The organism is Flavobacterium sp. 102, assembly GCF_003634615.1.
Lineage (GTDB): Bacteria > Bacteroidota > Bacteroidia > Flavobacteriales > Flavobacteriaceae > Flavobacterium.
On record NZ_RBKX01000001.1, the window covers coordinates 1292449 to 1305070 of the forward strand.

At 36.1% G+C, this 12622-nt stretch carries 10 protein-coding genes; 2 read left to right on the forward strand and 8 right to left on the reverse strand.

What is annotated here, in order from left to right:
* Positions 1-42: 42 nt before the first annotated feature.
* Positions 43-813, reverse strand: a complete 771-nt coding sequence (gene surE / locus C8C84_RS05735; RefSeq protein WP_199717099.1) for a 5'/3'-nucleotidase SurE — start codon at positions 811-813, stop codon at positions 43-45.
* Positions 814-1021: 208 nt separating this feature from the next.
* Here surE and C8C84_RS05740 point away from each other — a divergent pair, with 208 nt between their 5' ends.
* Positions 1022-3298, forward strand: coding sequence for a carboxy terminal-processing peptidase (locus C8C84_RS05740; protein WP_121312625.1), 2277 nt, complete (start codon positions 1022-1024; stop codon positions 3296-3298).
* A 43-nt stretch (positions 3299-3341) separates the two neighbouring features.
* Here C8C84_RS05740 and C8C84_RS05745 read toward each other — a convergent pair whose 3' ends face one another.
* From C8C84_RS05745 to purH, 7 genes are read right to left on the reverse strand one after another with little or no spacing between them, the layout of a single operon-like run.
* Positions 3342-3890, reverse strand: coding sequence for a hypothetical protein (locus C8C84_RS05745; RefSeq protein WP_121312626.1), 549 nt, complete (start codon positions 3888-3890; stop codon positions 3342-3344).
* A 49-nt stretch (positions 3891-3939) separates the two neighbouring features.
* Complete coding sequence (gene rodA, locus C8C84_RS05750; RefSeq protein WP_121312627.1) at positions 3940-5202, reverse strand: rod shape-determining protein RodA; 1263 nt, start codon at positions 5200-5202, stop codon at positions 3940-3942.
* A 12-nt stretch (positions 5203-5214) separates the two neighbouring features.
* Entirely contained in the window at positions 5215-7146 is a 1932-nt protein-coding gene (mrdA, locus tag C8C84_RS05755) for a penicillin-binding protein 2 (RefSeq protein ID WP_121312628.1), read from the reverse strand.
* The gene (locus C8C84_RS05760) at positions 7143-7649 is read right to left on the reverse strand and encodes a rod shape-determining protein MreD (RefSeq protein ID WP_121312629.1); all 507 of its coding nucleotides are present in this window, start codon (positions 7647-7649) and stop codon (positions 7143-7145) included. The genes mrdA and C8C84_RS05760 overlap by 4 nt, the downstream gene beginning before the upstream one ends.
* A complete protein-coding gene (gene mreC / locus C8C84_RS05765) occupies positions 7642-8469 on the reverse strand; it encodes a rod shape-determining protein MreC (RefSeq protein WP_121312630.1) in 828 nt (275 codons plus the stop codon). The genes C8C84_RS05760 and mreC overlap by 8 nt, the downstream gene beginning before the upstream one ends.
* Before the next feature lie 55 nt (positions 8470-8524).
* Positions 8525-9553 carry a rod shape-determining protein gene (locus C8C84_RS05770; protein WP_121312631.1) on the reverse strand — a complete coding sequence of 343 codons (1029 nt, stop codon included), beginning with the start codon at positions 9551-9553 and terminating at the stop codon, positions 8525-8527.
* Between the two features lie 57 nt (positions 9554-9610).
* Positions 9611-11137 carry a bifunctional phosphoribosylaminoimidazolecarboxamide formyltransferase/IMP cyclohydrolase gene (gene purH, locus C8C84_RS05775; RefSeq protein WP_121312632.1) on the reverse strand — a complete coding sequence of 509 codons (1527 nt, stop codon included), beginning with the start codon at positions 11135-11137 and terminating at the stop codon, positions 9611-9613.
* A 163-nt stretch (positions 11138-11300) separates the two neighbouring features.
* Between purH and C8C84_RS05780 the strand changes: the two genes are divergently transcribed.
* Complete coding sequence (locus C8C84_RS05780; protein WP_121312633.1) at positions 11301-12557, forward strand: ABC transporter permease; 1257 nt, start codon at positions 11301-11303, stop codon at positions 12555-12557.
* Positions 12558-12622: the final 65 nt, after the last annotated feature.

Here is a 12622-nt window from a genome sequence, read left to right on the forward strand (position 1 = left end):
TGGTAAAAATGCAGTCGCTACGCTCGTGTCATTCGTGATATTTTATAAATCCCAAGAATTTAATTGTTGAATGGCATGATGCGCCGTCAAATCAAACTGAACCGGAACTACGGAAATATAGCCTTTCGACAAAGCCCATTCATCGGTATCTTCGCCTTTATCTAAATTGACAAATTCGCCGCTTAACCAATAATAATCTTTGCCGTAAGGGGTTTGTCTTTTGTCAAATTTTTCCATCCAAATGGCTTTCGCTTGGCGACAAATTTTGATGCCTTTGATATCATCATATTTCAATTTCGGGAAGTTGACGTTTAAAACCGTACCTTCCGGTAGTTTTTTGGTCAAAACTTCTAAAGCAATTTTCTTGATAAATGGTTTGATGGTTTCAAAATCGGCGTTCCAGTCATAATCTAATAAAGAGAATCCAATTGCCGGAATACCTTCAATGCCTGCTTCAACTGCTGCACTCATAGTTCCCGAATAAATCACATTGATAGAAGAGTTAGAGCCGTGATTAACGCCTGACACGCACAAGTCAGGTTTCTTTTTCAAAATTTCATTAACTGCCAATTTTACACAATCCACCGGTGTTCCGGAGCAAGCATATTCCAAAATCGCTGCGTTTTCGGCAGAAATTTTATTTAAATACAAAGTACTGTTGATGGTAATGGCATGACCCATGGCGCTTTGCGGACTGTCAGGAGCAACAACAATTACGTCGCCAATTTCAGCCATAACGGCAATCAGAGAGCGAATTCCCGGAGCATTAATGCCATCGTCATTGGTAACTAAAATAGTAGGTTTGGTAATCATGTTTTTAATTTCCGGTTTTTAGCACAGTTTTTGACTGTCTTGTTATTAAGGCAAAATTAACCATTTTAAGGCTTTACAGCGATACAAATTTTTATAACTTTGAACCAATTGCGATTCTTAAGTGAATGAATGAAATGATTTTTAACAAAAAATTATCTGATCAGTAAATCCTTGGCATGGTTTTTTGTTTAATTTAGACCAATAATTAATGAATGTTATAATGCAGTTTATGAAAAGAAATTATAAAGCACTATTGATAGTTTTGACACTATCAGTGGCCTTATTGGGGTTTAGTTTATTCCCGAGTAAGAAAGAATCAGACCCAGAAAAAGATAAGTTATTAATTGAATTATTGGCTTTTGTCATAGAAAAAGGACATTACGATCCGGCGACTGTTGACGATACCTTTTCAAAAGGTGTTTACAAGGATTATTTGAATGCTTTAGATCCGTCAAAGCGATTCTTTTTGCAATCGGATATTGATGAATTTGCCAAATATGAAACGCAAATCGATGATGAGATTTTAAACAAAGAACTAACGTTTTTCGACTTGACTTACACTCGATTAATGAAGCGTATAGAGGAAAGTAAAAGCTACTATAAAGAAGCTTTAGAAAAACCTTTTGACTATAAAAAAGACGAGAGTTTCAATGCAGATTATGAAGTTATGCCTTATGCAAAATCGGTTAAAGAATTAAAGGAAAGATGGCGTTTGCAAGTTAAATTATCAGCTTTGTCTTCATTGGTTGAAAAGCAAAAACTGCAAGAGGATTATGCCAAAGATTCTAAAAAATCAATCGAAGAAAGACTCAAAGAATACAAAGAAAGTTTAGGTGAAAGAATAACGCCTGAATTGGAAAATAAATTTGTGGAGAATGCTAAGAAAAAACAATCGGAAGCGCCAAAAACATACGAACAATTAGAAAAAGAAACGCGTGAAAGCACTTTGAGTTCTTTGAATGACAATTTCAATTTCATTAAAGATTTAGATCGCGAAGATTGGTTTTCAGTTTATGTAAATGCCATTGCTTCTCGTTTTGACCCGCACACTTCTTATTTTGGTCCAAATGAAAAAGAGCGATTCGATTTAAGTATGAGCGGAAAGTTAGAAGGAATCGGTGCTCGTTTGCAAAAGAAGAATGACTTCACTGAGATTTCTGAATTGATTTCAGGCGGTCCGGCTTGGAGAGGAAAAGAATTAGAATCAGGTGATGTTATTTTAAAAGTAGCACAAGCCGATGGAGAACCGGTGGATGTAGTCGGCATGCGTTTGGATGATGTGGTGAAAAAAATCAAAGGACCAAAAGGAACTGAAGTTCGTTTGACCGTTAAGAAAACAGACGGAACCATAAAAGTAATTACCATCATCAGAGATGAAGTGGAAATTGAAGAAACCTATGTGAAATCAAGTGTTGTTGAAAAAGATGGTTTCAAATACGGCATCATTTATTTGCCAAAATTCTATATTGATTTTGAAGATGTAAATAGTCGTGACGCCGGGAAAGACGTGGCCATTGAAGTAGAAAGATTGAAAAAAGAAGGTGTACAAGGGATTGTAATGGACGTTAGAGATAATGGTGGCGGTTCTTTGAAAACCGTTGTTGATATTGCCGGATTATTTATTGAGCAAGGTCCGATTGTACAAATCAAATCGGCTGCCGGTAAAAAAGAAGTGTTGTATGACAGAGATGCAAAAGTACAATGGGACGGACCGTTAGTAGTGATGATTAATGAGTTTTCGGCTTCGGCTTCTGAAATTTTAGCAGCAGCAATTCAAGATTACAAACGCGGCGTTGTCATTGGAAGCAAGCAGTCTTATGGTAAGGGAACAGTTCAAAATGTAATCGATTTGAATCAGTTTGTTCGCGGTAGTACTTATGGTGATTTAGGAGCCTTAAAAACCACAACTCAGAAATTCTATAGAATTAATGGTGGTTCAACTCAGCTAGAAGGCGTAAAGAGCGACATTGCTATTCCAGACAGATATTCTTATCTAAAAATGGGTGAAAGAGATATCGAAAATGCTATGCCTTGGGACAAAATTGATGCTGCCGATTATAAAATTTGGGACAAGCAAAACAATTTTGATTTGACCATATCTAAAAGCAAAAACAGAATGCAAAATAACCCGCAATTGCAATTGATTGATGACAATGCCAAATGGTTAGACGAGAGAAACAAAGAGAACGTTTATAGTTTGAACATAGATAAATTCAAAGCGGAGCAAAAATCTTTGGAAGAAAAGAATAAAAAGTACAAACCTATTGTAGATTACAAAAATGCTTTCGACTTTAATTCGCTTCCTTATGAAGTGGAAAGCATGAAAAATGATCCTGTACTTAAAGAGAAAAGAGACAGATGGCATGAAAGCTTGTCAAAAGATATTTATATAGAAGAAGCGATTCACATTTTAAATGACTTGCAATCTGAAAACAACAAAGGTTTGTCTTCTAAATTGAAAAAGGACAAAGTAGTTAAATCTTAATTGAATTTATATAATAAAAAAGCCTCCAATTTGGAGGCTTTTTTTAGTTTCTGAGTTTATTTACTTTCTTTTCTGTTTTATCAAGGTCATCCTGTAACTCTTGAATTTTGATTAATTTTTTACTGATTTTGATGTTTTCTTTTTCGATATCAATCTCAGAAATTTTCCCTTTTCGTTTACTTTTCTCTAGCTTGGCTTTTAGTTTTTCGAGATTCTTTGTCTCTTTATTAATTTTTTCTTTTGTTTTGATTAAAGATTTTTCTCCTGAAGCAATTTTCTTTTGTTCTTTGGCGAATTGTTTTTGCTCTTTCTCCAGTTTTCTTTGCTCTTTGTCTAAAGCTTTGGCTTGTTTTTCAGCTGCTTTTTTCATTTTTTCAGCCTCTTTTTCTTTTGCTAAAGCTGCTTTCTTAATGGCGGCTGCTTGTTCAGGGGATAAAGTTGCAGCGGCTTGCTCTTTGGCCTTCACCAATTCAACTTGTTTTAAAGCAATGGAGTCTGTAGGCCTGTAAACCGAATCAGTGGCTACTTGGGCAGTTAATGAAAAGCTGCAGCAAAAAGAGAGTAAGGATAATAAAGTTAATTTTGTTTTCATGACTTGGACTATTTAGTGTAATCTCAAAGTTACAAAAACCATTCCGCAATTACCATTCATTTACTTTATTAGCATCCATCTTGAGGAAGATGAAAAGCAAAATAGTGAATCCCCATAGACCGGAACCGCCATAAGAGAAGAAAGGCAATGGTACTCCGATGGTTGGAAAAACCCCAACAACCATAGCAATGTTTACGAAGAAATGGATAAATAAAATTCCGGCAACACAATAACCATAGACCCGACTAAACTTGGTCTTTTGCCGTTCAGCGAGATAAATGATACGTGTGATCAGGATGACAAATAAGGCAATGACAAATAGCGAACCGGTGAATCCCCATTCTTCGCCAACGGTGGTGAAGATATAATCGGTGTGTTGTTCGGGTACGAATCCTCCTTTGGTTTGCGTTCCTTCCAGATATCCTTTTCCAAACCAACCACCGGAACCAATAGCAATCTCGGACTGATTAGTATTATATCCAACGCCTTTCATATCAACTTCTTTCCCTAAGAGAATATTAAAACGGTCGCGGTGGTGCTGCTTGAATACATTTTCAAAGACATAATCTACAGAAAAAACATATCCGGATACGCCTACTAAAATGATTGCACTCAAAATCCAATTTCGGTCTATTATTCGGCTTCTATAGTAAATAAAAAGGATAACAGCCAACGCAATTCCAATTAGTGCTAAAGGTTTAATGACTAAAGCTAAAACAAATAATAAGATGGCTATAAAACCGGTCCAAACATACCATGCCGGCAATCCTTCGCGATAAAGCACTAAAATGAAAACCGTATAAATCAGAGCACTCCCGGGATCGGGTTGTGGCAAGATGAGCATTACGGGAAGAAAAATAATAATTAGTGCTTGTATCTGACGATTAAAGTCTTTTAAATTGACTTGTACGTCGCTCAAATATTTGGCTAAAGCCAACGAGGTAGCGGCTTTGGCAAACTCTGAAGGTTGAAGTGTAAAACTTCCTATGCCATACCAACAACGTTGTCCGGCGATGGTTTTTCCAAAGAGAAACAATCCGGCCAAGGACAATAAGGCAACGGCAAAAATGATACTGGAATATTTTTCATAGAACTTGGCATCTACCGAAAGTACCACGAAAATCATAGGAATCGAAAAAAGGATAAACAAAAACTGCTTCCCGTAAATCTGACTAAAATCAAAAATCGAAGTTTCTTGTTCTATAGAAGACAAGGAAGACGAATAAATATTCAGCCAACCCATTATCACTAAGACAATATAGATGACGATACTTATCCAATCTAAATTATTTGTTACACTTTGATTTTTCATTTTTGGTTGAAATTATTGTGGAGATGTACTCTTTTTAATTTCATTGGTGTCTTTAACGGCAGCTTTTACCGGAGCTTTAATACTCTTATTGATTAAAGTGTCAATAATCGGATTAACAATGTACTTGTTGTATTCCGCTTGAAGACTTCCTTCTAACATTCGTTTCTCTAAATCTTTTCGGGTAATTTTTCTTTTGATGTATTTCTCAATCATCAAACTTGTGATAGGACCAGCCCAACGCGAACCCCAATAGCCATTTTCTACAAATACAGCTATCGCAATCTTTGGATTGTCTTTTGGTGCAAAAGCAACAAAAATAGAGTGGTCTTGAAGCTTGACTCTTTTACCATTTATTTTGGTGTAATTTTCAGCCGTTCCGGTTTTCCCACAGATGTCAATGCCTTCCACGTTCAACCCATGCGCAGTTCCAAGATTGTAAACATCAAATAAACCGCTAATCATTGGTTCAAAATATTTTTTATCAATGGTAGTTACGTGCTTTGTTGTGAATTTTTTATCAATTTGACCACCTTTAATCTTTTTGATGATATGAGGTGTATAATAAAAACCTCTATTGGCCACCGTCGCAATCATATTAGCCAATTGAATTGGCGTCATCAAAACTTCTCCTTGACCAATGGCATTGGAAACAATAGTTTTACTAGACCAACCCCAGCCGGGATACATTTTTTTATAGGTTTTAGAAGTGGGAAGACTTCCTTTTTTACCGGTTGGTAAGTCGTAACCCATAAATTGTCCTAACCCAAAACTTTTTAAATGTTTGCTCCAAGCATCAACACCAGCAGGAGCGCTTTGGAATTTATTGATGGTTTTCATGTAAATGCTGGCAAAGTAAGTGTTGCACGAATTGTATATTCCATTGTGCAAAACAGATACTCCTGAATCATGGCATCTCATAAATCTTCCCGGAGCATAACTAAAACCATGGTGACAAACAAAACTGGTATTCTCATCGATTACCTCTTCTTGTAAGGCTACTAATCCTGTTAAGATTTTAAATGGAGAACCGGGTGTGTATTCTGCTAAAAGTCCGCGGTCATATAATGGTTTGGCAATAGAATCATGATAAAGCATGGTGTAATTTTTGGAACGTTGTCTTCCAACCAAAATCGCAGGATCATAAGATGGTGCTGTAACTAAGGCTAAAATCTCACCTGTGCTGGGTTCAATTGCCACGATTCCGCCACGTTTGTTAATCATTAATTCTTCGCCATATTTTTGCAATTCGGCATCAAGGGTTAGCGTAATGTCTTTTCCTTGTACGGCAATCGTATCAAATCGGCCTTCTTTATAGGAACCAATGTCACGATTGTATTTGTCTTTTTGAATGTATTTTATCCCTTTTATCCCGCGTAAAATGTCTTCGTAACTCTCTTCAACACCTTGTCTTCCAATTAAATCTCCACTATTATAGTATTTATTTTTGGCAATGATACCTTCATTTACTTGGGTGATAAAGCCAAAAACATTGGCTCCAAAAGCTACTTGGTAATCTCTCAAAGAACGCTTTTGAATATAAAACCCGATAAACTTTCTTTGCATTTCCTGAAAGGCGGCATATTCTTTTTTGTTCAACTGTGCTAAAAATACCGACGGAAGGCGAGGACTGTATACCTTGGCTTTCTCAATTTTTTTTATAAAATCTTCTTTGGTAATATTGAGTAAAGAACAAAATTCAGTGGTGTCTAAATCTTTGACGTCTTTTGGAATTACCATGATGTCATAAGAGGGTTGGTTGGCTACTAAAAGTTTATTGTTTCTATCGTAGATATAACCTCTTTCGGGATATTCATATAATTTTTTTATGGCATTATTGTCGGACTTTAATTTTAAAGTATCATCAATTACTTGTAGATAAAATAATCTTATTACCAATAAAATAGCAACAATAAAAATGATTGTGGGCAACAAAACTTTTCTCATCGCTTACTTGGCTTAATGATGTAGATGATAATAATACAAGTGATTAGAGTAAAAATAGTGCTTAAAACCGTGCGTAATAAAATGTCCCAAAGAAAGCTTAGTTTAAACACTTCCAATACAAACAATATGATGTGATGCAAAACAACGGCTATTAATATAAATGAAAAGCGCTCAGGTGTTAAAACATCGTTCAGTTTGACGGTTTGATATTCGTAACTCAATCCGAAGGAAAATTTAAAAATAGCCGGTCTGAAATAAGCTAACATGATACAAGCGGCCGCATGCACTCCGCCGGAATTACAAAACATATCCATCAAAATCCCCAAAAAGAAACTCGCCATTAAAAGTCCGGTTTTGTTTCCGTTTACAGGAAAAAGGATAATGAATAAAACATAAGGAAACGGATTGATAAACCCAAACAGGTCAATTCTATTGAATATCAAAACTTGTGCTGCAAGCAACAAGATAAAGCGAGCGATATTTCCTAACAACGCACTATTCATTTTTTTTGCCTTTATTTTCTAAAGTAGAAATTTCTTCTGCATCTTTGTTTTTAATGATATACACATGGCCTAAATTGGTCATATCATTAAACAATTTGATGTTTAGGGTATAATAATTTGTTTCGTCGTCAACGTAAACATTGTCGATAGTGCCAATGCCAATATTTTCCGGGAAAATAATCGATTGTCCACCGGTTACAATGGTATCACCTTTGCGAACACCTGCCAATCTTGGGACGTCAATCAGTTGAACAAACCCTGTGCTTTTTCCGTTCCAAACTAAAGAACCAAAGTGATTCGATTTTTTGATTTTAGCATTGATTTGAGATTTGACATTCAGAATACTAATGATAGTCGAATAGTTTTTAGAGGTGTTTTCTACAATTCCGATAATACCGGCGCTGTTAATCACGCCCATGTTAGGTTTAATTCCGGAAGCTGAACCGTTGTTGATGGTCAGATAGTTTTCGTGTACACTGTAAGAATTGCGAATGACTTTGGAAACGATAATGTCTGTTTTCTTAACGCCTTTGATTGTGTCAATTTGCGGTAATTTAGTGGTGTCTTTTTGATTAAACAAAAGCGATTTCAAACGGGCATTTTCTTGGGCCAATTCATCGTTTTGAGATTTCAAATGAAAATATTCGTCGATGTTGTTGACCTTTTCATAAATTCCGCCGGTAAAGAAATTAGCCGAGCTAATCACCTTACTTTTGTGATACGAATGCGATTGAATCGTTAAAGAAAGGGATATTACCAAAAGCAGCAAAAACAGTAAGCGATTACTGTTTTTAAGTATAAAATTAAAAATTTGCTGCATCTTTTTCTAGTATTCAGTGTTCAGTATTCAGTGTCCGGTATTTTCACAACCTATACTATTTTATAAGTATGCTTCTGAATTTCGGAATATTTTTAAGCGCCATTCCAGTACCGCGAACTACCGCTCTTAATGGATCTTCAGCAATGTAAACCGGTAAATCTGTTTTTTGAGAAATACGTTTGTCCAAACCTCTCAGCATCGAACCTCCACCAGCAAGATAAATACCTGTATTATAAATATCGGCAGCTAATTCCGGTGGTGTTTGTGATAAGGTTTCCATAATTGCATCTTCGATACGTTGGATGGATTTGTCTAAGGCTTTGGCGATTTCTCTATAGGATACTTCAACTTGTTTTGGTTTTCCGGTCAATAAGTCACGACCTTGTACCGACATGTCATCCGGTGGTGTTTCTAAATCATCCGTAGCCGCTCCAATAGTAATTTTGATTTTCTCAGCAGTGCTTTCCCCAACGAATAAATTGTGTTGGGTTCTCATGTAGTAAACGATATCATTGGTAAAAACGTCACCGGCAATTTTAACCGATTTGTCACAAACTATTCCGCCTAAAGCAATAACTGCAATTTCAGTTGTTCCACCACCAATATCAACAATCATGTTTCCTTTGGGTTGCATAATATCGATACCGATACCAATGGCTGCGGCCATTGGTTCGTGGATTAAGTATACTTCTTTTCCGTTTACGCGCTCACACGATTCTTTTACAGCACGCATTTCTACTTCGGTAATACCCGAAGGGATACAAACGACCATGCGAAGTGCCGGAGTAAACATTTTTTTCTTTAGAGCCGGAATGCTTTTGATGAACATACTGATCATTTTTTCAGATGCATCAAAATCAGCAATAACCCCATCTTTCAAAGGACGAATGGTCTTGATGTTTTCATGGGTTTTACCCTGCATCATATTGGCTTCTTTACCAACCGCTATGATTTTACCTGATATTCGGTCACGAGCTACAATTGAGGGGCTATCAATTACAACTTTGTCATTGTGAATTATCAGTGTGTTTGCTGTACCAAGGTCAATTGCTATATCCTCGGTCATGAAATCAAAAAATCCCATAAGTCTTTTAAGGGTTTAAACGTTTATATAAAATTTTAACGCACAAAGTTAAACAAATTAATGTTTAAAATGACGTGTGCCTGTAAATACCATCGCAACTTTATTTTCGTTGCAAAAATTAATGCTCAACTCATCTTTTATCGAACCGCCGGGTTGAATAACCGCCGTAATTCCTGCGTTGTGAGCAATTTCTACACAATCCGGAAAAGGGAAAAATGCATCACTTGCCATTACAGCACCGTTCAAATCAAATCCAAAAGTGTTTGCTTTTTCAATTGCTTGTTTCAAAGCATCTACTCGCGAAGTTTGACCGGTTCCCGATGCTACTAATGTACTGTTTTTTGCAAATACAATCGTGTTTGATTTGGTATTTTTACAAATTTTTGAAGCAAATAATAAATCATCGATTTCTTGTTCACTAGGCTTTGTAGTAGTAACGTAATTTAGGTGTGTTTTATTGTCCGTAATGTTGTTTCTGTCTTGTACTAATAAACCGTTCAAACAGGTTCTCACTTGACGGTTTGGCAATGCTACATCATGTTGCACTAAAAGAATTCTGTTTTTCTTTTCAGATAAAATGACAATGGCTTCGTCATCATAACTTGGCGCGATTACAACTTCGCAGAATAAGCTGTTGATTTCATTGGCTGTTGCCAAATCGATTTTGTGATTAGCAATCAATACACCGCCAAAAGCAGAAGTTGGATCACCGGCCAGCGCCGCCAAATAAGCTTCTTTTATGGTACTTCTTGTGGCCAATCCGCAAGCATTATTGTGTTTTAAGATGGCAAAGGTTGGTTCGTTTTCTTTGAATTCTAATATTAAGTTTACCGCAGCATCAACATCTAGTAAATTGTTGTATGACAATTCTTTACCGTGTAATTTGGTGAACATTTGGTCAAATTCGCCAAAGAAAAATCCTTTTTGATGTGGATTTTCTCCATAACGCAATACTTGTCCGTTATCAATACTGGCTTTAAAAATCGTTTCATCTGTATTGAAATAATTGAAAATAGCACTGTCATAATTTGAAGAAACATGAAATGCTTTTGAGGCCATCATTTTTCTTTGTTCCAATGTCGTAGCGCCATTTTGAGTCGATATCAAATCCAACAAAAGAGCATATTCGTTTACCGAAGCTACAATTACGGTGTCTTTGAAATTTTTCGCGGCAGCGCGAATTAACGAAATACCGCCAATGTCAATTTTTTCTATAATATCTGCTTCACTTGCTCCTGAAGCTACCGTTTTTTCAAATGGGTATAAATCTACAATCACTAAGTCAATTTGAGGAATGTCAAACTCCTTCATTTGTTCTACATCCGAAGAATTGTCTTGACGATTTAAGATGCCGCCAAAAATTTTTGGATGTAATGTTTTTACTCTTCCGCCCAAAATTTCAGGGAACGAAGTGATTTCTTCTACAGGAACCACAGGAATTCCTAATTTGTTGATGAATTCTTCGGTTCCGCCCGTTGAATAAAGGGTTACATTTTGTTCATGTAGTTTTCGAACAATTGGCTCTAAACCCTCTTTTGAAAAGACTGAAATTAAGGCTGATTGGATTGTTTTTTGTGTGCTCATTGTGTAGTTGTGTTTAAGGGGACAAAAGTAGTTTTTTTAATGGCAAAATTCAAGCAAGAATTGTAACAATATTTTGTTTTTTGACACAAATAAGTCTGTGTACAAAACAATAGGGATTTTCAATATTTTTATTGAAATTTACCATGACTAAAATCAGCGATAAATGTTACTCTACCTAAGACTGCTAAAAGAAAGTTTTGCCTTTGCCATGAATGCTTTGCGAAACAATAAATTGCGTACGATGCTTTCCTTATTAGGCGTTACCATTGGAATATTTTCCATCATTGCGGTTTTAGCAGCAGTAGATTCTTTAGATCGAAAAATAAAAGCGGATTTAAGTTCGTTAGATAAAAACACCATTTATTTAACAAGCATGTCTTTTGGTCCAACTGATATTCCGAGATGGAAACGCGACCAATTTCCAAAAGTAAGTTACGATGAATACCAGTATTTAAAAAGTTCTTTGAATAATGTGGAAGACGTTTGTTTCCAATATTTTACTTTAAACCAAACCTTAAAATTTGAAGCCAATACAGTTGACAATGTAAATATGGTTCCGGTTACTTCTGAGTTTACGGATATTCAAAGAATGGAATTTTCTTCAGGACGATTTTTCAACGAGTCAGAGTCCAATTCAGGGAAACAAGTGGTGGTTTTAGGACACGATATTGCTGAGTCACTTTTTGGAGCTGTTGATCCGCTTGGGAAATCGATTCGTATGTATGGACAAGAATTTACCATAATTGGTGTCACCAAAAAGAAAGGTGAATCCGCTATCGGTGTTGGTGGAGGCGATGATGCATCTGCTTTTTTACCTTCTAATTTTTTGAGAAGAATTTATGGTGATAACAACCCAAAAGTGTCAGCTATTATTATCATAAAACCGGAAAAAGATATTGATATTGAAGCGTTAAAAGGTGAAATTACTCAAAAACTACGCAATTTTAGAGGCGTAAAACAAGGCGATATTGACAACTTTTTTATCAGTGTGCTTTCCGGATTTGCTGATTTGATTGATGGTGCTATCGGGCAAGTAAGGGTTGGTGGAATTCTAATCAGTGTTTTGTCGTTTTTGGTAGGCGGATTTGGAATTGCCAATATCATGTTTGTTTCGGTAAAAGAACGAACCAGTTTAATCGGAATTCAGAAATCATTGGGTGCCAAAAACAAGTTTATCCTATTGCAGTTCTTATTTGAAGCGATTATACTTTGTTTGATTGGTGGAATGATTGGTTTGCTTATTGTTTGGCTTTTAGCCATGCTGATGACCAATGTGCTGGAATTTGAATTCATATTGGGCTTTAACAATATAATCATCGGAACCGGCTTATCGGCAGTGGTTGGATTAATTTCCGGAATTTTACCAGCTATTTCAGCCTCTAAATTAGATCCGGTGGAAGCGATAAGAAGTGGGCAATAGATGAGTGTTCACAGTTCAATTGCAGTTTTCAGTTTCCTGTAAATCAAATATAAAGCATAAAAAAG

Excerpts from the sequence above, each read along its gene's own strand:
- purH (WP_121312632.1), bottom strand. The coding sequence starts at position 11,137 with ATGAGCACACAAAAAACAATCCAATCAGCCTTAATTTCAGTCTTTTCA.
- C8C84_RS05760 (WP_121312629.1), bottom strand. The coding sequence starts at position 7,649 with ATGAATAGTGCGTTGTTAGGAAATATCGCTCGCTTTATCTTGTTGCTT.
- mrdA (WP_121312628.1), bottom strand. The coding sequence starts at position 7,146 with ATGAGAAAAGTTTTGTTGCCCACAATCATTTTTATTGTTGCTATTTTA.
- C8C84_RS05740 (WP_121312625.1), top strand. The coding sequence starts at position 1,022 with ATGAATGTTATAATGCAGTTTATGAAAAGAAATTATAAAGCACTATTG.
- rodA (WP_121312627.1), bottom strand. The coding sequence starts at position 5,202 with ATGAAAAATCAAAGTGTAACAAATAATTTAGATTGGATAAGTATCGTC.
- C8C84_RS05770 (WP_121312631.1), bottom strand. The coding sequence starts at position 9,553 with ATGGGATTTTTTGATTTCATGACCGAGGATATAGCAATTGACCTTGGT.
- mreC (WP_121312630.1), bottom strand. The coding sequence starts at position 8,469 with ATGCAGCAAATTTTTAATTTTATACTTAAAAACAGTAATCGCTTACTG.
- surE (WP_199717099.1), bottom strand. The coding sequence starts at position 813 with ATGATTACCAAACCTACTATTTTAGTTACCAATGACGATGGCATTAAT.
- C8C84_RS05780 (WP_121312633.1), top strand. The coding sequence starts at position 11,301 with ATGTTACTCTACCTAAGACTGCTAAAAGAAAGTTTTGCCTTTGCCATG.
- C8C84_RS05745 (WP_121312626.1), bottom strand. The coding sequence starts at position 3,890 with ATGAAAACAAAATTAACTTTATTATCCTTACTCTCTTTTTGCTGCAGC.